18 protein-coding genes are annotated in these 20,304 nt (G+C 71.2%); 8 read left to right on the plus strand and 10 right to left on the minus strand.

Translation table 11 applies throughout. The features are described from left to right. Positions 1 to 2: 2 nt before the first annotated feature. The gene (locus ACIBH1_RS15085; protein WP_397314304.1) at positions 3 to 1,103 is read right to left on the minus strand and encodes an ROK family protein; all 1,101 of its coding nucleotides are present in this window, start codon (positions 1,101 to 1,103) and stop codon (positions 3 to 5) included. A gap of 51 nt (positions 1,104 to 1,154) precedes the next feature. After that, a complete protein-coding gene (locus tag ACIBH1_RS15090; RefSeq protein ID WP_397314305.1) occupies positions 1,155 to 2,411 on the minus strand; it encodes an MFS transporter in 1,257 nt (418 codons plus the stop codon). A gap of 87 nt (positions 2,412 to 2,498) precedes the next feature. On the opposite strand from ACIBH1_RS15090, the gene ACIBH1_RS15095 reads away from it, so the two are divergent. Next, positions 2,499 to 3,377 (plus strand): LysR family transcriptional regulator, encoded by an 879-nt coding sequence (locus tag ACIBH1_RS15095; RefSeq protein ID WP_397314306.1) that lies wholly within the window; start codon positions 2,499 to 2,501, stop codon positions 3,375 to 3,377. Positions 3,378 to 3,381: 4 nt separating this feature from the next. Here the strand turns inward: ACIBH1_RS15095 and ACIBH1_RS15100 are convergent, their stop codons facing one another. The 4 genes from ACIBH1_RS15100 to ACIBH1_RS15115 form a co-directional block, all read right to left on the minus strand. Then, positions 3,382 to 5,361, minus strand: a complete 1,980-nt coding sequence (locus ACIBH1_RS15100) for a hypothetical protein (RefSeq protein ID WP_397314307.1) — start codon at positions 5,359 to 5,361, stop codon at positions 3,382 to 3,384. After that, positions 5,358 to 6,518: a 5'-methylthioadenosine/S-adenosylhomocysteine nucleosidase gene (locus ACIBH1_RS15105; RefSeq protein ID WP_397314308.1), complete on the minus strand. Its 1,161-nt coding sequence runs from the start codon at positions 6,516 to 6,518 to the stop codon at positions 5,358 to 5,360. The genes ACIBH1_RS15100 and ACIBH1_RS15105 overlap by 4 nt, the downstream gene beginning before the upstream one ends. Positions 6,519 to 6,538: 20 nt before the next feature. Then, a complete protein-coding gene (locus tag ACIBH1_RS15110) occupies positions 6,539 to 7,246 on the minus strand; it encodes an NUDIX domain-containing protein (protein WP_397314309.1) in 708 nt (235 codons plus the stop codon). Positions 7,247 to 7,317: 71 nt separating this feature from the next. Then, entirely contained in the window at positions 7,318 to 7,629 is a 312-nt protein-coding gene (locus ACIBH1_RS15115; RefSeq protein ID WP_397314310.1) for a hypothetical protein, read from the minus strand. A 42-nt stretch (positions 7,630 to 7,671) separates the two neighbouring features. Between ACIBH1_RS15115 and ACIBH1_RS15120 the strand changes: the two genes are divergently transcribed. Then, positions 7,672 to 8,055 carry an acyl carrier protein gene (locus ACIBH1_RS15120; RefSeq protein WP_397314311.1) on the plus strand — a complete coding sequence of 128 codons (384 nt, stop codon included), beginning with the start codon at positions 7,672 to 7,674 and terminating at the stop codon, positions 8,053 to 8,055. Here ACIBH1_RS15120 and ACIBH1_RS15125 read toward each other — a convergent pair. Continuing rightward, positions 8,045 to 9,541: a M28 family peptidase gene (locus ACIBH1_RS15125; protein WP_397314312.1), complete on the minus strand. Its 1,497-nt coding sequence runs from the start codon at positions 9,539 to 9,541 to the stop codon at positions 8,045 to 8,047. The genes ACIBH1_RS15120 and ACIBH1_RS15125 overlap by 11 nt on opposite strands. A gap of 187 nt (positions 9,542 to 9,728) precedes the next feature. Between ACIBH1_RS15125 and ACIBH1_RS15130 the strand changes: the two genes are divergently transcribed. Together ACIBH1_RS15130 and ACIBH1_RS15135 are read left to right on the plus strand one after the other, a co-directional pair. Next, complete coding sequence (locus ACIBH1_RS15130; protein WP_397314313.1) at positions 9,729 to 10,730, plus strand: ATP-binding cassette domain-containing protein; 1,002 nt, start codon at positions 9,729 to 9,731, stop codon at positions 10,728 to 10,730. Continuing rightward, complete coding sequence (locus ACIBH1_RS15135; RefSeq protein ID WP_397314314.1) at positions 10,727 to 11,557, plus strand: ABC transporter permease; 831 nt, start codon at positions 10,727 to 10,729, stop codon at positions 11,555 to 11,557. Before ACIBH1_RS15130 ends, ACIBH1_RS15135 begins: the two co-directional genes overlap by 4 nt. On the opposite strand, the gene ACIBH1_RS15140 is transcribed toward ACIBH1_RS15135, so the two are convergent. Next, a complete protein-coding gene (locus tag ACIBH1_RS15140) occupies positions 11,536 to 14,700 on the minus strand; it encodes an ATP-binding protein (RefSeq protein ID WP_397314315.1) in 3,165 nt (1,054 codons plus the stop codon). The two genes, ACIBH1_RS15135 and ACIBH1_RS15140, sit on opposite strands and share 22 nt — an antisense overlap. A 119-nt stretch (positions 14,701 to 14,819) precedes the next feature. On the opposite strand from ACIBH1_RS15140, the gene ACIBH1_RS15145 reads away from it, so the two are divergent. Beyond that, a complete protein-coding gene (locus ACIBH1_RS15145; RefSeq protein WP_397314316.1) occupies positions 14,820 to 17,123 on the plus strand; it encodes a polysaccharide lyase 8 family protein in 2,304 nt (767 codons plus the stop codon). Here ACIBH1_RS15145 and ACIBH1_RS15150 read toward each other — a convergent pair. Further along, positions 17,096 to 17,329, minus strand: a complete 234-nt coding sequence (locus ACIBH1_RS15150; RefSeq protein WP_397314317.1) for a hypothetical protein — start codon at positions 17,327 to 17,329, stop codon at positions 17,096 to 17,098. The genes ACIBH1_RS15145 and ACIBH1_RS15150 overlap by 28 nt on opposite strands. 48 nt (positions 17,330 to 17,377) lie before the next feature. Here ACIBH1_RS15150 and ACIBH1_RS15155 point away from each other — a divergent pair, with 48 nt between their 5' ends. From ACIBH1_RS15155 to ACIBH1_RS15165, 3 genes are read left to right on the plus strand one after another with little or no spacing between them, the layout of a single operon-like run. Beyond that, positions 17,378 to 17,545: a hypothetical protein gene (locus tag ACIBH1_RS15155; protein ID WP_397314318.1), complete on the plus strand. Its 168-nt coding sequence runs from the start codon at positions 17,378 to 17,380 to the stop codon at positions 17,543 to 17,545. Between the two features lie 35 nt (positions 17,546 to 17,580). Continuing rightward, complete coding sequence (locus ACIBH1_RS15160; RefSeq protein ID WP_397314319.1) at positions 17,581 to 19,326, plus strand: alpha/beta hydrolase; 1,746 nt, start codon at positions 17,581 to 17,583, stop codon at positions 19,324 to 19,326. Positions 19,327 to 19,330: 4 nt separating this feature from the next. Continuing rightward, positions 19,331 to 19,792, plus strand: coding sequence for a hypothetical protein (locus ACIBH1_RS15165; RefSeq protein ID WP_397314320.1), 462 nt, complete (start codon positions 19,331 to 19,333; stop codon positions 19,790 to 19,792). Here ACIBH1_RS15165 and rnhA read toward each other — a convergent pair. Next, positions 19,789 to 20,241 carry a ribonuclease HI gene (rnhA, locus tag ACIBH1_RS15170; protein WP_397314675.1) on the minus strand — a complete coding sequence of 151 codons (453 nt, stop codon included), beginning with the start codon at positions 20,239 to 20,241 and terminating at the stop codon, positions 19,789 to 19,791. The two genes, ACIBH1_RS15165 and rnhA, sit on opposite strands and share 4 nt — an antisense overlap. Positions 20,242 to 20,304: the final 63 nt, after the last annotated feature.

A 20,304-nucleotide genomic window follows, 5' to 3' on the forward strand; every position in this document is an offset into this window, starting at 1 on the left:
TCTCAGGTGGTCGCTTCGGTGAAGACGCGCTCGCGGACGTGCTCGTGGGCCACCAGCGCGGCCCCCTGCAGGACGGCGTCGCCGGGCACGCCCGACCCGGTGACGCTCGCGACCAGCTCGGGCGCGTCGGCGGCCAGGTGCCGGCGCACCGGCTCCAGCAGCACCTCGGTGCCCGACCCCCCGACGACGAACAGCTCCGGCTCGATCACCAGGGCGATCGCGCCGATCACGTGCGCCAGCCGCCGCGCGGTCGCCTCCGCCACCGCCAGCGCGGACGCCTCCCCGGCCGCGGCGCGGGCGAACAGCTCGGCCGGGCTGCCCTCGACGCCCTGTTCCCTGGCCACCTGGCCGATCTGCCGCGCGCCCAGCACCTCGCCGCCCAGCGCGGTTGCGGGGTGCGGCAGGAAACCCACCTCGCCGGCGCCGCCGGCGAAACCCCGGTGCAGGCGTCCGCCGATCACCACGCCCGCGCCGAGGCCGGAGCCGACCCGGAGGAGCACGAAGTCGTCGACCCCGCGACCGGCGCCCCTGCGCTGCTCGGCCACGGCCGCCAGGTTGACGTCGTTCTCGAGGAGGACGGGGTACGGCAGGAGCTCGTGGAGTTCGTCGCCCAGGTGGGCGGCACCGGGCAGGCCGCGGGAGGCGCGGATGCCGCGGCGGTCGCGCGCCACGAGGGCGGGAACCCCGACCACCACCTGACCGACCGCCCGAGGACCCGCCACCTCGACGGCCACGCCGGCGACCGCTTGGGCTACACCCTGCTCCGCCCCGATCGTGGGGCGGCAGACTCTGGCGACCTCCGCGCCCGCCAGATCGACCAGCACCGCGGCGACCCGTTCCATGTCCACATCGATCCCGACGGCATAGCCCGAACCCGGATCCGTCCCGTAGAGGGTCGCCGCCGGCCCGCGCCGCTCGGTGTCGAGCCCCGCCTCCCGCACCACCCCGCGAGCCGTCAGCTCCTGCAGCGCCTGCGCCACGGTGGTCTTCGACAACCCCGTCTCCTTAACGAGCTCAGGCCGCCCCGTCGGTCCCAGCGCGTCGACGGCCTCCAGCACGGCCCGCGCGTTGATCGACCACAACAGCGCCTGCGGCCCCGCCATCGCCACCCCACTCAAGATCAGTAGGTCGGAAAGTTTCCTACTGCCGTATTCCTATCCCAACCTGCGCGAACCTGACAAGAGCCTCCTCCGGGGAACCACCAGCGGCACCACCGCCAGCACCACCACCCCCGCCAGCACGAAGGCCCACGCGGGAGGCAGCAGCCCCATCGACGCCACCCCCAGCGCCGCACCCACCTGCCGGGTGGCGTTCAACATGCCACCCGCCTCCCCCGCCCGAGCGGCAGGCACCGCCGACGTGACCGCCGCCACCAGCGGCGGAAACGTGAACGCGATCCCCACCCCCACGACGAACAGCCCGACCGCCGGCAGCCACGGACTCACCGGCCCCGCCGCCGCCGACGCCAGGACCGCCGCGCCCACCACCAGCAACGGCACGCCGATCACCATCGCCCTCCGCACCCGGGTCGTGAAGAGCGGCAACACCATGATCGGCACGGTCAGCGGCAGAAACGCCACCCCCGTCTCCACAGGCGTCAGCATCCGCGTCTCCTGCAACATCAACGCCCCCACGAAGAGCAGCCCGCCGAACAGGAACTGCACCGCCCCGCCCACCACGAACCACCGCACCAGCCCCGCCTCACCCAGGATCGAGAAGGCCTCCCGCTGCGACCCCGCCAGCCAGGCCAGCACCACAACACCCACCCCCAGCGCGATCACCGACCGCCCGGTGATCGCCTCCGCCAGGCACGCCACCAGCACCGCCGCCCCCACCTGCGGCACCCAGCGCACCCTCACCGGCGAAGCGGGCAACCTCACCCCCCGCACGAGCCACCACGTCACCACCCCGATCGGCACGTTGACCAGGAACGTGGCCCGCCACCCCGCCACCTCGACCAGCCCGCCCCCGAGCAACGGCCCCGCGGCGACCGACACCCCCGCCGTCATCGCCCACACGCCCAGCATCCTGACCCGCTCGGGCCCCGCCGGGATCAGCCGCGAGATGATCGCCAGGGACGCGGGCACCATCACCGCTCCCGCCAGGCCCAGCACGGCCCGGCTGGCGACCAGCACCTCCAGCGACGGGGCCGCGGCGCACAACCCCGACACCGCCGCGAAGGCCGCCGTGCCGTACCGGAAGACCCTCCCCGGCCCGAACCGGTCGGCCACCGCCCCGCCCCCGATCAGCGCCGCCGCGAAGGCGACCGTGTACCCGTTGACCACCCACCCCAACGCCGCCGTCCCGCTCCCGAAGTCACGTCTGAGATCAGGAAGCGCCACCCCCAGAATCGTCGTGTCGAGAAGCACCATGAAGTAGCCGAGCGAAATCCCGAAAAATCGCAGTCTCATGGCCAGAAACCCTGCCGACCAGCACCACCCCGCCTCCACAGCCACCACCGAACGCCCCATTCGGATCAACCGAATACCCTGATCCCCATGGACTTGCGGCACCTGCCCACCTTCCTGGCGGTCGCCAGAACGGGCACCGTCGGCCAGGCCGCCCTGGCGCTCGACCTCGCCCCCTCCTCCGTCTCAGAACAGCTCAAAGCACTCGAACGAGCGATCGGCGCCACCCTGTTCGTCCGCACCCCGACCGGCATGCGCCTCACCCCGGCCGGCGACCGCCTCAGACACCTGGCCCCCTCCCTCCTGGAGCACGTCGACCGCGTCCGCACCGAGGTGGCCGCCACCGGCGCCCAGCTCACCGTCGGCACCCTCGAAACCCTGGCCGCCACCCACGTCCCCGCCCTGCTCGCCGCGCTCGGCTCCAGGCGCCCCGACCTGCGCCTCACCGTCAAACTGCTCAACCGCCCCCAACTGCTGGCCGGCGTCGCCGACGGCACCCTCGACGCCGCCCTCCTGCTCGACCACGGCGACGAGCTCGGCTCCCTCGGCTTCGCCCCCGTCCCGGCCGGCCTCACCCACGCGGACGTCGACCAGATCCCCATCGTCCTCGTAGCCTCCCCCGACCACCCCCTCGCCGGCCGCCCCACCGTCGGCAACGCGGACGTGCTCGCCCACAACCTGCTCGTCAGCGAGGGCCAGTGCTCCTACCGCCTGCTCGCCGACCGCATCACCCTGGGCCAGGGCTCACGCACCGAGGTCGGCTCCATCGCGGTCACCAAGGCATGGGCGGCCAACGGCCTGGGCATGGCGCTGCTCCCCGCATTCGCCGTGGAGGAAGGCCTGTCCACCGGCACCCTGGTGGCACTCCCCCTGCGGCCACCACCGCCGTCGTTGCGGCTACGCCTGGTCTGGCGCACCACCCGCGACGACGACCTCGACCTCAGAGCGGTGCTGTACGCGGCCTGCTGAGCGGTCACCCGGCTGCGCGATAGGGCTCGTCACCGCGCATTCCTCGACGGCGGTCGCGCTGAAGCCACTCTCTTCCGTCCGCTGCTACGCCCTCGAGAACATGCAGAGTGTGGAGCAGGCCCGCCGCTTCCAAGGTCATGTTGGCCACGACTCTCGGGTCTTCGTCTTCATGAAGACCGCTGGCATCGGACTCGATCATCTTGAGTTGGAGTTTCTGTCCATCTAGAAGCGCCAACTCGAACGCTCGTTGGCCGTTGTCGTGATGCTCCACCCGTACGGACGCGATGTTCGCGAACCGGTAACTCAGACTGCGGCGATGGTTGAAGGTGCCGTGATCGAAGTCGAGCGTGACGGTCAACTGGCGCACACCTGTGGTTGTGAGAACAAAGGCGATGAGCTCGTACCTCCGATGACGCCAGGGGCCTCCGCGCACGCGCGCCCGCCTGCTGGACCTCGTGGGCGCTTCGATGAAGGCGTGGGAGATGACGTCGTGCATCGTGAGTCGGTAGTACTGCAAGACCTCGTCCAGGAGCAGCTTGCGGTCACAGTCGAGCCATGCCGCCATCTCGCCATCCTTCGGCTTGGCCGCGAGGGTGGTCTTCCAGCGCTCGAAGGCTGCCGTGCTTTCGGCCTCGAGCCGCTCGGCTTCGAGCCGATCAGCGGCGAACCGGCGACGCTCCAGAATCACGCGCAACCCTGCTCGGCCGCCGATCCAGCCGCCCACGGTGACGAGAACGGCCGACAGGATCACGGGCAAGGGCCTGAGGGGCACAGCCGTCCACGACGCCCAGGTCAAGCCAGTTACGAGCAGCGAGAGGCCGAGTACGGCCAACACCCTCGTGCGCCAGGGCGTGGCCAGGTCCTCGCGATAGCTCCACAGCGTGCCCTTCTGCGCTCGGGATCTGGCCTCCTGGGCTCGGTGCCGAATCAGCCAGTTGATCTCTTCCACGACGACCGCCGACTCGCGGTATACCTCCACCACCTCGTCCCGCATGCTCTGGCGGATGCCTGCGGTCTGCGCCAGCCAGCGACTGCTTTCCGTCCCGCGCGGCACGTACTTGGCGAAGTAGTACTCGAACCGCTGATCCACGCGATGGGCGAAGCCACCTTTGGAAGTACTCATGCGTCGCGGCGACAGGTAGAGCTCGTCCTTGGCCCAGCGCCGTTCAGAACGGAAGCGCCATTCAGCACCATCGTGCGCAGTGAGGTAGCCGCCCACGCCGCTGAGCGTCAGGCAGAGGATCAGGGTGAGGACTCGCCCACCCGCGGCGAGCACATAGGCGAGATACACGGCAGCCGCGACCGCCGTGGTGGCCCCCAGCAGCGCCCGCACCCATGTGGACCCGGAGATGGCGACCGGATTCGCCGGCCGCATCCGAGGGAGCCTTGGCTCGGCCTGGAAGAACATCCAGACCCGCCCTTCCCTGTCACCGGCCATCCGGCCGGCCCGGGCCTGCTCCAGGGAACGTTCCCACAATTGCACCCTGAGCTCGCGGTCGAGGGTCATCTCCAGGTGCCGCAGGATCAGGGCGCGCTGGACGGGCCGGAGCTGATCGAACTCCTTCATCAAGATGCGCACGTCACCGAGCGGCTTGGTGTCCAGGCAGAGCAACCGGCGAATGATCCGGACGCCGTCGGCCCAGGAGTCGTCCGCGGTGAGCGGCAGCGAGCGTTCGGAGGTCCGCAACGCGGCCGCCTCCTCATCGGACAGCTCGTGCCGTGTCCTGCCGCTCAGCAACGCCAGGTACCAGTAGAAGCAGACCTTGTTGTTGAGATGCCCGGAGAAGGCCACCTCGCTGATGAGCTGCCAGGCGGGCTCTCGCATCCCTCCGTCGAGCCGCCGCACCCCGATCTCGAACTTCTCCTCCGCGGTCGATTCGGGCGGCACGACGTAGTAGACGTCGCCATGAAGAATCCCCACCTGCACGTCCACACGGGCGGAGTCGGCCGCCGTGTTCGCCACCGCCTCATGGGGCGGCATCATGGCAGCGCCTGTGTGAGCGCGATGATGTTGGCCAGTTCCGACGCCAGCTCGGCCACGTCGCTGACCAGACCGCGGAGCCGCTTCAGGGCCAGCTTCAGCTTGCTCTTGCTCTCGGGGGTCTGCGCCTCCAGCGCCTCGTCGGCGGTGGTGAGCTCCGCCTCGGCCGCCTCGTATTCGTGGTCGTCGAGCCGGCCCTCCTGGTGGGCCCGGCGGAGTTGGGCGCGGAAGGCGGTGAGCGCTTCCGCCAGGTCGAGCGACTGGCTCGGGTCGAGGCCGAGCCTGATGCCGCCGTGTACGACACCGGCCTGCACCCCGACCCGAGCGCTGTCCCTCGCGATGTTGTACGTGACGTGCTGACCTCGCATTTCTTCTCCCCTCGCCGCGGGCTTCGATGGCCCCCATGTGCCGTCGCGATCCTCGGCCGCGATCTCCTGGGCCAGCGCGGCCGCGAACGCCGCGGCGTTCGCGGCGGCCCGTGGCTGCCACTGGGCACGGTCGGTGTCTTCTTTCGTGCCGTCCGCCCGATCGCTGATGCCTCGGACGACGACCACCGGCAGCGCCCCGTTCAGATGACCCGCCTGGGCGACTCCGGCGCCCTCCATCTCGATCGCGGACGCGTCGTTGTAGTTCTGGTCGATCCAGCGGGCGTGACCGGACACCTTGGAGTTCAGGACCACCTCCCCGGCGGCGATCGGCCCGAAATGCACGTGAGGCATCGGGGCGTCGTCGGGCAGGGCCCGGAGCCATGCGCCGGTCCTGCCCAGGTGTCGAGCGATCTGCTCCGCCGCGTGCGAGGTCTCCCAGCTGCGCGGACGGCTCCTGGTTCCACTGTCCTCGCTGGTCGCGCCGTGGTAGGCGTATACGCGGGTGGCCACGACGATGTCGCCGAGGGCGATGTGGGAGTGCAGAGCTCCTGCCACACCGACGAACAGCAGGGCAGGCGGGTGGAATTCGCTGATGGCTCGTTCAGCGAGCACGGCTGCTGCCTGATTGCCCGTGCCGACGTGCGCCAAGGCCACCTCGCAGCGGCCGAGCCCGCCCACCTCGAATCGCGTGCCGTGCTCGTGACGATGCAGTCGCGGCTGATCCAGTAAGGTGCGGATCGCCTGGTACTCCAGATCCAACGCGGTCAGGATCACGATCGGGCGATTGCTCACTCGCGTACTCTCCTTTGCGCTCAGCCTTCGCTGGGGCGGGTCATCGGCGGGTGGAGGATCGTGCTCGTACCGGCTCGAAACAGCCGCGCCGGTCGCCCGGTGGTGGACTTGCGGGCAGCACCTACCGGGACGATGAACCCCTCCGCCTTCTGGACCTTGCGGTAGAAATTGCGCGGATCGAGGGGCATGCCCCAGACCGCCTCGTACACCTCCTGCAGGTCGGTGATGGTGAAGACCTGGCCGCAGAAGGCCGTTGCGAGGGCGGAGTGCTCGAGCTTGACGCGTGCGCGTTCCACTCCGTCGTCGATGATCTGCCGGTGATCGAAGGCGAGCGGCAGCCCGCCTGAAAGCACCTCGTCGACAGGCCGCCATCCGGCACCGGCGGCGTCCGTGCCGGCGGTCGGCTCAGGCAGGCGAGGAGCGATGGCCAGGTGCGCCACCGACACGACTCGCCCACGAGGGTCACGGCCGGGCGTGCCGTACACGCCCAGGTGCTCCAGGCGCAGGTTCCCGGCATCGAGATCGGTCTCCTCCATGAGTTCCCGGCGGGCGGCAGCACCTATGTCCTCTTCGGCGTGCTGCAGGAACCCGCCCGGCAGCGCCAGAGCCCCCTGGTGTGGATCGATCCCGCGCTCGACGAGCAGGACGCAGAGACGCGATCCGCGCAGGGTCAGGATCACCAGGTCGACGGCGAGAAGCACCGCGGGCGGTTCCCAGGAGTCGGACATGTATCCGAGCCTAGGTTTCTGTCAGGTTGACAAAAAGTAGCCGCGGGGTGAGATATGGCGATCCTCGTGTGTCACTCGCGGCGCAGGAGCCGGAACCACGCGCGCCCCTCTTCGACGTGGAGCAGGAAGCTCTCTACCGGCTTGCCCTCCGGGTCGACCAGGTCCAGGTCGCGGTCGAGGCGTGTCCAGAGCTCCTCCCACTGCTCGCCGAGGTCGCCGCCGGCCTCCAGGAGGGCGAGCTCTTGGGCGAAGAGCGGCGCCCAGGGCGGGAATCCGTCGAGGGCGACGAAGGCGCCGTGCAGCCACGGGAAGTCGCTGTCGTCGACGCGGACCTCGCCGATCGACCGGCCTGCCCGCTCGAGGGTCCAGACGTCCGCTGCCATCGACGCTCCTCACGGATCGGGGGGTGTGAGCAGGTTCTGAGGATGGCAGCCGGGACCGACAGAAATCTGGCGGAGCGCGTCCCTAGGGTCGGTGACGTGCTCGATCATGGACCGGCGGCCTCTCGGAGAAGGGCTGCGGATCATCAGCCTCCTGTGCAACGACGCCCGCGCCTGGGACAGACCTACCTCGCGGTCGGCGGCGACTCGCTGACCGCGGTGTTCATCATGAACCGGCTGCGCGACGACTTCGACCTGGACGTTCCGGCCACTCTCTTCCTGGAGGACGTGAGCCTGCGGGAAGTCGCCGCGCGCATCGTTGAGCCCCGAGGACGACCTGCTGGGGTCGCTGATGGACGAGTTGGAGGTCTAGGCATGCGTCCGGTGCCGCCCGGGCGGCACCGGACGCATGACCCGGTCAGCGGGTGATCTTCACGTCGTCCACGCCCGCCTCGACCAGGCTGGCGCCCGAGGCGTCGGCCGCCTCGATCAGGATCGTGACCGTCTGGCCGGCGAAGGACGAGATGTTCGCGGTCGCCGTGGCCCACGCGCCGCCGCGGTCTGACGCGGCGCCGAGCTGCTGGAAGACGGTCGTCCCGTTGACCTTCACGCGGAAGAGGTCCGCGCTGGAGGCGTTGGAGCCGTGCGCCAGGTACCACGACAACGACAGCGTGAGCGTGGCCCCCGACGGCAGGGCGATCGGCGGTGACTGCACGGAGGTGAGGCCCCCGTCGATGTCGTGGTCGCCTGCGGCCGCTCCGGCGAGGCGGCCTGTCACCAGGTCGTTGACGCCGCTGACGGTGGTGCCGAGCTGCTTGGCGCCGCTGGAGGTGGTCGCCGCGGGGTCGCCGCGCTCCCACTGCCCGGTGGTGGCGGTGTCGGTGCCGGACGGGTTGACGGTCCAGCCGCCGGCCGCCTCGAAGTCGTCGGACCAGACGGTCACCGGCGGAGTGGCGGTGCTGATCGTCCAGACGGCGTGGGCGATGGCGTCGGCGTTGCGGTCGAGGGCGGTGTCGTTGATGTTGGCCGTGGTGTCGCAGGCGCGGTGGTAGCAGACGTCGAAGGCCTGCCCTGCCGTACCGCCCCAGAGCTGCGCCTGGGCGCTCGACTTGATGCCCTCGGCGCCGGTGAAGGTGCCGCCTGCGGCGATGCCGCGGGAGATGAACGGGCCGTAGTCGGAGCGGCCGTCGAAGTCGGTGCCGCGCGTGGGCACGCCGATCGAGGTGAAGTAGCCCTGCAGGACCTGCTCCAGCTGGGCCGAGCCGGCCGGTCCCGGTCCGGCGCCGACGCCGTCGGAGTTGTCGCCGTCGTAGAGGAAGTAGCCCGCGTTCGGGGAGCCGACCATGTCGAAGTTCAGGTACGCCTTGATCTTGGCCCGCTCGGTGGCGGCCAGGTTGGTGACGTAGTGCTGCGAACCGCGCAGGCCCAGCTCCTCCGCACCCCACCAGGCGAAGCGCAGGTGCTTGGTCGGCTGGAGCGCCTGGCGCGAGACCTCGAGGGCCGTCTCCAGGATCGCCGCGCTGCCCGAGCCGTTGTCGTTGATGCCCGGCCCGGCGGCCACGCTGTCGAGGTGGGCGCCGACCATGAGGATGTCGTCGGGGTTGCCTCCCGGCCAGTCGGCGAGCACGTTGTAGCCGGTCAGGCCGTTGTAGGTGAACGACTGCAGGACGGTCTGGAAGCCGGCGGCGTCCAGCTGGGCCTTGACGTAGTTGGCCGAGGCCAGGTAGCCGGGGCGGCCGTGCGCCCGGTTGCCGCCGTTGCTGGTGGCGATCGCCTGGAACTGCGTCAGGTGGGCCTTGACGTTGGCCAGCGAGATGTTGGGCGGGGCGAACTGGACGGCGGAGGCCGGGGCGGCGTGGACGAGGGGGGCGGCCAGGGATAAGGCCGCGAGGGCTGCGAGGAGCCTGGCTTTCATGGACCATCCTCCGGTGGGGGTGCTCCGATAGGACACTGAGCGGACGGTAAGCCGCCGTCGCCCGGTTTGGTAGGGCCCCTCTGGCAATCAGCAGAGGCCGGAGGCTCGCCGGCGCAGGCGGGCGGGACGAAACGGCGTGAAACCGCCGCGAGGGCACCGTGAAACCAGGCCCACGCACCCTGGGGCCATGACTACCACAGCGCTCGACCGTCCCGGCGGGCCCTCGCCCGCCGGGACCGACCTGGCCGTCATGGCCGACGGGCTGGTCAAGACCTTCGGTGAGCAACGCGCCGTCGACGGCGTCGACCTGGCCGTACGGCCCGGCGAGATCTTCGGCGTGCTCGGCCCCAACGGCGCCGGCAAGACCACCATGCTGCGCATGCTGGCGACCCTGCTGAAGATCGACGACGGGCACGCGGAGATCTTCGGCGTGGACGTCGCCAGGGAGCCCCACGTGATCAGGCAGCTGGTCGGCGTCACCGGCCAGTACGCCTCGGTCGACGAGATCCTCACCGCCCGCGAGAACCTCTGGCTCTTCGGCCGGCTTCAGGGCATCCCGAGCAAGCGTGCCCGGCAGATCGCCGAGGAGCTGCTGGCGCAGTTCGGCCTGGAGGACGCGGCCGACAAGCCGATCGCGCACTTCTCCGGCGGCATGCGGCGGCGCCTCGACCTGGCCGCCAGCCTGATCACCAGGCCTCCGCTGATCTTCCTCGACGAGCCGACCACCGGCCTCGACCCGCGCACGCGCGGCCAGATGTGGGAGACGATCCGCGGCCTGGTCGCCGACGGCTGCACCGTGCTGCTGACCACGCAGTACCTCGACGAGGCCGACCAGCTCGCCGACCGCATCGCGGTCATCGACCACGGCCGCAAGGTCGCCGAGGGCACGCCCGACGAGCTGAAGACGGCCGTCGGCAACTCGACCCTGCAACTGCTGCTCACCGACCCGGGCGCGGTGCCCGCCGCCGCGGCCGTGGTGCGCAGGATCCTCGGCTCCGACCCGGTGCTCAGCCCCGAGCAGGGCCGCCTGAACGTCGCGCTGGAGCAGGCCGACCTGGCCGCCGACGTGCTGATCGCGCTGCGCGACTCCGGGGTGTCGATCGCCTCGATGAACGTGGCCAAGCCCAGTCTGGACGAGGTCTTCCTGGCTCTGACCGGCCACGGGACCGCGGAGGAGGAGAACCGATGACCACCACCCTCGCACCCACCACGCGCGGGCGTGACCGCGCCGCGACCGCGCGGCGGACCGTCTCGACGAGCGAGACCGTGAGCCAGACGATGACGATGGCGTGGCGGTCGTTGAAGAACATGCGCAGGCAGCCCGAGCAGTTCTTCGACGTGGTCCTGCAGCCGTTGATCTTCACCGCGATGTTCGCCTACATCTTCGGCGGCGCCGTGTCGGGCAGCGTCGAGGACTACCTGCCGTTGATGATCCCCGGCATCGTCGCCCAGACCGTGCTGACCACCTGCATGGTCACGGGCACGAAGTTGCGCGAGGACATGGAGAAGGGCGTCTTCGACCGGTTCAAGTCGTTGCCGATGGCCAGGATCGCCCCGCTCGCCGGTCCGATGGTCGCGGACCTGTCGCGCTACGCCATCGCCTCGGTGCTGACGTTCGCGACGGGCATCCTGATGGGCTACCGGCCGGGTGGCGGCTTCACCGGGGTGACCGCCGCCATCCTGCTGTCGATCTTCACCGGCTGGGCGCTGGCGTGGATCTTCACCTGGATCGGCACGATCGCCAGGAGCGCGCAGGCGGTGCAGGGCATCTCGATGCTGATCCTGTTCCCGCTGACGTTCCTGTCGAATGCGTTCGTCCCGATCGACACCCTTCCCGACTGGCTGGCCGCGTTCGTCCGGGTGAACCCGGTCTCGCACCTGGTCACCGCCGCCCGCGACCTGGCCAACCACGGCACGGTCAGCACGGCCGTCTTCTGGACGCTGCTGGCCGGGGTGGTCGTCATCGCGGTCTTCGCCCCGCTGTCGGTGTCGAGCTACAAGCGCAGGCACGTCTGACAGAGCCGGGCCGCCAGGGCGCGCGCCTCGTCGAGCAGGTCGGGGCCCCGCCGCTCGCCGTACTCCTCGAAGACGGCGGCGAGCGCGCCCGGCGCCACCCGCTCGGCGCACGCCTCGGCTCGCTCCAGCGTCAGGGACGGCAGGCTGCGGTTGTAGCCGAACCGCTCGGCCAGCGCCAGCGCCCTGATCGCGTCGTCGGATGTCATATCGCCACGCAACATCCCCCAGGCGCTGAAGGCGAACAACATCGTGCCCGAGATCGGGTAGTCGATGAACGAGATGCCCTTGTTCAGCACCGCGTCGATCCGCCCGACGGCCACCCGCAGCAGCTCCTGGCCGTACGGCACGTCGGCCGGGGTGCCGTGGTAGGCGAAGGCCACCAGGGCCAGCGCCTCCGCCATCACCAGCCACGGCTCGAACCCCGACTGGGGTACGGCGGGCAGCCGCAGGTCGCGCGCCCGCTGGACTCCCACGCGATACTCCTGCAGCGCCCCCGCGGCGTCTCCGCGCGCGAGGGCGACCTCGGCGGCGCACAGCGGGACGACGGCCAGCGCGCCGAGCACCGGATCGTTCTCGTTGATCCTGCTGATCACCTTGAGCTCGGCCTCGGCCGCCTCCAGGTCGTCGTCGCCCAGCGCGGCCATCAGCAGCACGGCGCGCAGCTGGGTCTCGTCGTCGGTCGCACCCAGCCTGGCCAGCACGGGCAGGGCTGCTCTGGCGTGGCCCACGGCCCGATCCGTGTCGCCGAGCTGCATCGCCAGGTGGGCCAGCACGGTGTGCATGAGCGCCCCCTGCCACGGACCGTCGGCGTCGTCGTCGACCAGCGCCATCGCCTGCTCGGCGGCCTCGACGGCGGCGACCCTGTCGCCGGCGTTCTCCAGGATGTGGGCGCGGGTCTGCGCGGCCATGTGCGCCAGGTGGTGGTTGGGGTCGTGGCTGAGCTCCTCGAGCCCGCTCAGCCCGGCCGAGGCGTCGGCGGGGTCGAAGGCGAGCATGACCGTGCTGATGGCGGCGGCGCGGGGGTGCGTGGCGTCGCTGATCGGCAGGCTGCGCAGCAGCTCGCGCAGCGGCTCGTCACCGGCGTCAGCGATGATCATCGTATTCATGAGCGTGACCACCACGGCGACCCTGGTGGCCTCGACGAGCTCGGGCGTCGGACGCCAGCCGTCGAGCACCCGCACCACCGCGTCCCTGAGCACGAGCACGCGCGGGTGGTCACCCCGCATGGACCACAGTCCCCCGAGCCCGGCCAGGAGCTGCACCGCCGTCGGGATGTCGGGCTCGCTCAGCGTCTGGCGCAGCAGCTCGGCGAGGTTGCCCTCCTCGGCGCGCAGCGAGTCGACCGCCTCGAACTGGCCGGGGCCGTTGAGCCTGTCGGCATGGTGGATCGCGAACTTCACGGCCCAGGCGCGGTAGGCGGCCCTGGCCTGGTCCTGCTCGCCGGCCTCGGCCAGGCGCATCCTGCCGAACTCCCTGACCGTCTCCAGCATCCGGTAGCGCACGCCCGCGTCGCTCTCGCCGACGGTCAGCAGCGACTGGTCGGCCAGCGCCCGCACGGACTGCAGCGCGTCGGGCCCCAGCAGGTGCTCGGCCGCCTCCAGCGTGAAGCCGTCGCCGAACTGCGACAACCAGTGCAGGGCGCGGCGTTCGTGCTCGTCGAGCAGGTTCCACGACCAGTCGATCACCGCCAGCAGGGTCCTGTGCCGGTCGGGCGCGCTACGGTCGCCGCCGGTCAGCAGGACGAACCGGTTGGCCAGCCGCCTGCCGATCTCCTCGACCGACATCACCCGCACCTTGGCCGCGGCCAGCTCGATCGCCAGCGGCAGCCCGTCGAGCCGGGTGACGACGTCGAGGACGGCGGGCTCGTCGAGGCGGGCGTCGGGACGGGCGGCCCTGGCACGCTGGCGGAACAGCTCCACGGCGTCGCCGGCGTCGAGCTCGCCGAGAGGGTAGACCTGCTCGGCGGCGATCGACAGGGGCGCGCGCGAGGTGGTCAGCACGCGCAGGTCGCGGGTGGCCGCCACCAGGAAGGCCACCAGGTCGGCCACGGCGTCGACCACGTGCTCGCAGTTGTCGAGGATGAGCAGCGCGGGCGCCTGGCCGAGGTGCTGGGCGATCCTGGAGCGCAGGTCGGCACGCTGGCTGGGAGCCAGGGCCCGCCGGGCGCCGACCGAGTCGCGCACGCCGAGCGCGGAACCGAGCTCGCTCACGACGTCGTCGGGCGAGCCGACGCTGACGAGCTCGACGAAGTGCACGATCGGCTGCTCGGCGACCCTGCCGACGACGTGCGCGAGCCGCGTCTTGCCCAGCCCGCCGGGTCCGAGGATGGAGACCACGCGGCTGCCGGCCAGCAGGGCGCGCACCGCTCGCAGGTCGTCGTCCCTGCCGAGCAGCGACGAGCCGTCGAACAGGACGCCCTCGCGCACCGGATGGTCGGCCGCCAGCAGCTCGGCGTGCACGCGGGCGAGCTCGGGCCCAGGGTCGGCGCCGAGGTGTTCGGCCAGGCCGGCCCGGTGGCGGTCGTAACGTTCGAGCGCCGCGGCCGCGCCGCGCACCGCCGCCTCGCTGCGCAGCAGGCCGGCGATCAGCTCCTGGTCGTACGGCTGGGCGGCGGCGGCCTCCTCCAGCAGCGGCAGCGCCTCCTCGTGGGCGCCGCTCCTGCTGCGGGCCAGGGCCAGCACCCGGCGCGAGTCGGCCAGGTGCCCGGCGGCGCGCTCGCGCAGGTCCTCCAGCGCCCCCGTGGAGCCTTCCACGCCGTTGCCCGCCAGGTCGAGCGCCTCGCGGGCCCGCTCCGTCGCGGTGGTGACGTCGCCCTCGGCCAGCGATTCGCGCGCCCTGCCCGCCAGCACCGCCACGAGCAGCGCGTCGACGTCGACGTCGCGCAGCCCCAGCCGGTATCCGTGCGGGGTGCGCACCACGGCCTCGGGCGAGGTCGCCGCCCGCACCCGGGAGACGACGACCTGCAGCGCCTTGGTCGGGTTGGCCGGGGGCTCGGCGCCCCACAGCTCCTCGACCAGGCGCTCGTCGCTCACGCCTGCTCTGCCGTACAGCACCAGGACGGCCAGGAGCGTGCGGGCACGGTCGCCGACCACGCGCGTGCCCTTCCAGGCGACGCCGTCGAGCATGGTCAGAACCGGTGCCATGTCCCCAGCTTACGGAGATGCGCGAAGCCGTGGATCTCCCACCCAAATTGACCTGATGATCCCCGCATGGCACGTTTTGTCATTGTGGTGTCGGCACCCCGCGAGCGAGGCCCTCTTTCATGACCTTCCCCCTCTCCCGGCGATCAGCCCTGCTGGGGGCCGCGGCCGTCACCGGCCTCGCCCTGGCGGGCAGGCCCGCCGAAGCCGGCGCGAGTGCCTTCAGTACGGCACGGCGCCGCTGGGTGGAGATGATGCTGGCCGACCCGGCCCGGCTGGAGGGCTCGGCGAGCGCGGTCCTGCGCAAGCTCGACTTCGACCCGCGCCGCCCCAGCCTCTGGGACGACCTGCCGATGAGCCATCCGGCCAACGGCAACTTCAACCGTTCCTACAACCGCATGCGCGCCCTGGCGCTGGGCTGGGCGACGCCCGGCACCCGCATGCACCGCGACCGCGACGTCGCCAAGATCGCGATCAAGGCGCTGGACTTCCTGCACCGGCACGCCTACAACGAGCAGCTCGACCGGCGCGGCAGCAACTGGTACTGGTGGGAGATCGGCGTGCCCCGCTCGCTGACCGACACCTGCGCCCTGCTCTACGAGGCCATCCCCGACAACCGGCTCGAACGCTGGCTGCGCCCGCTGCACCGCTGGTGCCCCGACGCCGACCACCGCGCGGGCACCTCGGTCCCCGAGACCGGGGCGAACCGGGCGGGCAAGGCCATGGCCGTGGCCGTACACGGCGTGCTCACCCACGACTCGCGGCTGATCAAGCGGGCCAGGTCCGCGATCTCCGACAAGCGCGGCGGCGGGCGCTGGAGCCTGCTGCGGCTGACCAGGGGCCCGGGCGACGGCTTCTACCGCGACGGCTCCTTCATCCAGCACGACCTGTTCCCCTACACCGGCAGCTACGGCGTCGACTACCTCGACGGCATCGCCAGGCTCGTCACCCTGCTGTCGGGCTCGCCGTGGGCCATCACCGACCCCGACCTCGACAACGTCTTCGACATCGTGGAGCGCTCCTTCGTCCCGGTCGTCTTCGACGGCCTGATGATGGACGGCCTGCGCGGGCGCCAGATCAGCGTCCAGGGCCACCGCGACGTGACCTCGGGGCAGAAGGCCATGGAGGCCATACTCAACCTGCTGCCCGCCGCACCCGACAAGCACGCCGAACGCTGGCGCCCGCTGGTCAAGGGCTGGCTCACCCGCAACCCCGCCCTCACCACGCCGCCCGCGGCGCGGGCGCTCATGGCCGACGCCGCGATCGCCCCGGGCGAGCGCACCGTCGGCACGTACGTCTTCGCCGACATGGACCGGGTCGTGCACCGGCGTCCCACCTGGGCCTACACGATCTCCATGTCGTCGTCGCGCATCGCCGCGGTCGAGGGCATGAACCGGGAGAACCTGCACGGCTGGTACACCGCCGACGGCATGACCTACCTCTACACCGAGGACCTGACCCACTGGAACGACGAGCTGTGGCCGACCATCGACCCCTACCGGCTGCCCGGCACCACCGTCGACCGGCGCAAACGCGCCAACGTGCCGCACGGCGCCCGCTACCGGCCGCCCACCCGCTGGGCCGGCGGCGCCGCCCTCGGCAACCTCGGCGTGGCGGCCATGCAGCTCGACGCCCAGAACTCCTCCCTGCGCGCCAAGAAGGCATGGTTCCTGCTCGACGACGCCGTGATCGCCCTGGGCGCGGGCGTCACCGCCTCCGACGGCCGCCGCGTCGAGACCGTCGTCGAGAACCGCAACACCGGACGCGGCCACCCCGACCTGTCACGCGGCGACTCATGGGTCCACCTTCCTGACGTGGCCGGATACGTCATGCTCGGCGAGGCCGAGATGAAGGTCGTCAGGGACAGGCGCACCGGCCGCTGGCGCGACATCGACCGCGGCGCCACCACCGGGGGCGACGGCGAGCGCCACACCAGGCACTACACGACCATCGTGCTCGACCACGGCGTCGACCCCGAGCGCGGGCGGTACGCCTATGCCGTCCTGCCCGGCGCCACCGCCGAGGCCACCGCCGCCTTCGCCGCCGAGCCGTACGTCGAGGTAGCCGCCAACAGCTCGCGCGTGCAGGCCGTACGGTCGGGCGACGTGCTGGCCGCCGCCTTCTGGCGGGCGGGCTCCGTCGACGGCGTCGAGGTCGACGGGCCCTGCGCGCTGGTGATCAGCAGGTCGGGCTCCGAACTGCGGGTCGCCGTCTCCGACCCGACGCGCACCCTCGACGAGCTCCGCGTCCGCCTGCCCTGGCCGGTGCGCTCGCTGGAAGGCGGCAGCCGCTCGGTCAGGCTGCGCAAGCGCACGCTCATCGTCGAGGTCGGCGGCAGCAGGGGCCGCACCCACACCGCGACGCTCACCCTGCCGTCCGAGCCGCCGCCCATCCACGTCTACCCGGACCTGAAGCTGCTCACCTGAACGGCGGGCATGACCACCTGATCGACGATGTCCTCGATGTCCCTTCCCGAGAGCTCGAGTCCCTGGATCAGGTAGGTGTAGATGATCAGCGCGGGTCCCGACGCGGCCACGAACGGCGTCACCGCGCCAGGACGCACCTCGCCCCTGTCGACGCCGACCGCCTCGACGGCGGCCGGAGCGACAACCCGCACCTCGCCTTCGGCCACGGCATCCACCACTGCATCGGCGCGCCCCTCGCCCGCCTGGAGGCCAAGGTGGCCCTCGCCACCCTGCTTCGCCGCTTCCCCACCATCACCCTCGCCTGCGCCCCCGAAGACCTGACCTGGCGGCCCGGCGGCCCCTCGATCATCCGCGGCCTGGAGGCCCTCCCCATCCGCACCTCCCAGACCACCACGAACCCGGGTAACCCGCCGACCTGCTGATACGGGCCTGCCCCGCCTGCCATCCTGAGCCGGTCATGGCGGAGTATGCAGCGGCCCTCGAAGCCTTCAAACGCGCGACGGCCCTCGCCGCCGACCACCACGCCGCGCTCGACACGGCCGCCCGCCTCATGGCCGCCCACACCTGGGTCGGCGGCGGCGCCACCGCCTTCACCACCACCCTCGCCGACAGCCGCACCCGCCTCCAGACGGCCCTGTCGTCGGCCCTCCAGTCGCTGGCCACCCAGGTCGTACGGCAAGGCGGACCCCCACCCTTCGTCCCCCAGGTCACCACCACCCCCGTCACCCTCAGCCCCACCCCCAGCGCCTTCCAGGGCATCGACCCGCGTGCCATGACCGCCCTCGCGGCCTCCCTCGACCAGGCCGCCCACACCCTCACCGCCGCCGGCGCCCGCCTGGCCACCGAACTGTCCACCCACGGCCTGCCCTCCCAGCCAGGACACACGGTCGGCCAGATCGCGAGCTGGGCCGCCACCCAGAGCACCGACCTGCGCCGCCGCCTGACCCTCATCCAGCACACCGTCCCCACCGGCCCACTCCCGTCAGGCCTGACAGCTCACCACCTGTTCGGCGCCCACGCCCCCGACCCCCACGCCACCGGCACCCTCCTCAACCGCCTCGCCACGGGCGACAGGGCGGCGCTGAAGCGGCTGCTGGAGCTGCAGGGACGCGACGCGGACCTCGCTGCCCGGGTCAACGCGTGGTGGCGCGGGCTCGCGGAGGCGGTCCAGTCGACCCTGGTCGGGGTGGGCGGGTTCGGACTGCTCAACGGGGTGCCGTCCAAGGTGCGGGACACGGCCAACCGGGGGTGGCTCGCTCGCGAGAAGGCCCGGCTGACGGCCGAGCTGGATCGGGCCACGACCACGTTCGGACACCCACTCGACCTCGGCGGCTGGGAACGGATCGCCAACCAGCTGCGCAGGATCGAGTACATCGAGAAGAAGATCATCCCCGTCTCCGGCTACCCGCCGCCCCTCCTCCTGGCGTTCGACGTGACCGGGCAGGGACGCCTCGTCGTCTCATGGGGCGACCCCGACACCGCCGACATCACGGTCACCAACGTCTCAGGGCTGACCTCCGGCCTCGACGTCGCCCACGGCGACCTCGAACGCGCCCGCGCCCTGTGGCGCCAGGCCGACGCCACCAGCGGCGGCCGGACCATCGCGTCGATCACCTGGCTCGGCTACGACGCGCCACAACTCGACCCCGGCCTCATCGATCCGGGCAGAACCGTCGCCCTCGGCAACGCCGCCGCCGCCGGGGGCCGCGCCTTGGCCGCCTTCACCGACGGCCTCCGCGCCAGCCACGAACCGTCGGCGACGGCACGACAGGTGGTCGTGGGGCACAGCTACGGCTCCCTGACCACCGGCCACGCCGCCAGACTGCGTCCGGGGCGGCTGGCGGACGAGCTCATCTTCGTTGGGAGTCCGGGGGTGGGGGTGGATCATGCGGGTGAGCTTGGGATGGATCCCAGGCGGGTGTGGGTGGGGGAGGCCGGAGGGGATCCGGTGGCAGCGTTGGGGAGGTTCGGGGCGGATCCGGGGAACGCGTCGTTCGGGGCGCGTCATTTTCCAGTGGGACGGGAGGTCTACACCGCTGCCCACAGCAGCTATTGGGACGCCGACTCAGCCTCGCTGCGCAACATCGGCCGCCTCATCAACGGCCAACACGACAAGCTGACCGCTCCCCCGCCGCTCAACGACAAGCCCCAGCTCCTCATGCCCGAGCTTGACCCCGACCTGGCCCTCAAGCTGAACAGGTGACGACGTGCGCCACACCCTCCTTGCCTTCCTCTTCCTGCTGACGGGATGCACTGTGAACGAGCCCACTCTCACCCAGCCCCAAGCTCTCAGCATCATCGACAAGTTGATCGACCAGACGACGCGCACCATCACCCCGCCACCGAGACTCGAAGCGCTTCCGTCCTTCAGCGCACCGAGTGGCTGCCAGAGTGAGGGGACATCCGAGAATCAGGTCATCGTGAGCCGCGCCTACTGGCTGCGCGAGATCCCGAAAGATCAAAACATGGCCGTCTCTCAGCAGATCCGCGCGTTCTGGGAGTCACAAGGTCATCGAATCGTCGCCGTGGGAGACAGCGGCAACCCGGATCTGAGCGGCGAATCACAGCCCGAGGGCTTCAAGCTCTCCCTTACCTGGGCGGAGGGCGACAACCTCTATCTCAGCGCCTCTTCGACCTGCATCTGGCCCCACGGCACCCCCTCTCCCTAGCCGACCCCCGCCCCCTCACACCCCAGTCGCGCCAGTTCGTCCGCGCGCTCGTTCCCCGGGTCCCCGTTGTGGCCCTTCACCCACAACCATTCCACCCGGTGCCTGCCCGCCGCCTGCTCCAGTCTCTGCCACAGGTCGGCATTCTTCACCGGCTCCCGCCCCGCCGTCTTCCACCCGTTGCGTTTCCATCCCGCGATCCACGACGTGATCCCGCTCCTCACATAGGTGCTGTCTGTGTACAGCCGCACCTCGCAGGGGCGTTTGAGTGCTTCCAGCGCCTGGATGGCGGCCATCAGTTCCATCCGGTTGTTCGTCGTGGCGGGTTCGCCGCCCTTCAGTTCGCGCTGGTGTCCGCCGTACTGCAGCAGGCATCCCCACCCGCCGGGCCCGGGGTTGCCTCGGCAGGCGCCGTCGGTGTAGATCACGACCACGTCCGTCACCCCACCCACCCTAGGTGCGTCCAGCACCGTGGCCCGAAGTTGTGGGTAATTGTGCGTGTACGCGCTGCCGTA

The sequence above is a fragment of the Nonomuraea sp. NPDC050663 genome, assembly GCF_044456985.1.
Lineage (GTDB): Bacteria > Actinomycetota > Actinomycetes > Streptosporangiales > Streptosporangiaceae > Nonomuraea.

Bases quoted from the DNA above. Each gene is read 5' to 3' on its own strand.
- ACIBH1_RS15095 (WP_397314306.1), top strand. From the start codon at position 2,499: ATGGACTTGCGGCACCTGCCCACCTTCCTGGCGGTCGCCAGAACGGGC.
- ACIBH1_RS15125 (WP_397314312.1), bottom strand. From the start codon at position 9,541: ATGAAAGCCAGGCTCCTCGCAGCCCTCGCGGCCTTATCCCTGGCCGCC.
- ACIBH1_RS15085 (WP_397314304.1), bottom strand. From the start codon at position 1,103: ATGGCGGGGCCGCAGGCGCTGTTGTGGTCGATCAACGCGCGGGCCGTG.
- ACIBH1_RS15160 (WP_397314319.1), top strand. From the start codon at position 17,581: ATGGCGGAGTATGCAGCGGCCCTCGAAGCCTTCAAACGCGCGACGGCC.
- ACIBH1_RS15110 (WP_397314309.1), bottom strand. From the start codon at position 7,246: ATGTCCGACTCCTGGGAACCGCCCGCGGTGCTTCTCGCCGTCGACCTG.
- ACIBH1_RS15120 (WP_397314311.1), top strand. From the start codon at position 7,672: ATGGCAGCCGGGACCGACAGAAATCTGGCGGAGCGCGTCCCTAGGGTC.
- ACIBH1_RS15135 (WP_397314314.1), top strand. From the start codon at position 10,727: ATGACCACCACCCTCGCACCCACCACGCGCGGGCGTGACCGCGCCGCG.
- ACIBH1_RS15100 (WP_397314307.1), bottom strand. From the start codon at position 5,361: ATGATGCCGCCCCATGAGGCGGTGGCGAACACGGCGGCCGACTCCGCC.
- ACIBH1_RS15115 (WP_397314310.1), bottom strand. From the start codon at position 7,629: ATGGCAGCGGACGTCTGGACCCTCGAGCGGGCAGGCCGGTCGATCGGC.
- ACIBH1_RS15140 (WP_397314315.1), bottom strand. From the start codon at position 14,700: ATGGCACCGGTTCTGACCATGCTCGACGGCGTCGCCTGGAAGGGCACG.
- ACIBH1_RS15130 (WP_397314313.1), top strand. From the start codon at position 9,729: ATGACTACCACAGCGCTCGACCGTCCCGGCGGGCCCTCGCCCGCCGGG.
- ACIBH1_RS15090 (WP_397314305.1), bottom strand. From the start codon at position 2,411: ATGAGACTGCGATTTTTCGGGATTTCGCTCGGCTACTTCATGGTGCTT.
- ACIBH1_RS15145 (WP_397314316.1), top strand. From the start codon at position 14,820: ATGACCTTCCCCCTCTCCCGGCGATCAGCCCTGCTGGGGGCCGCGGCC.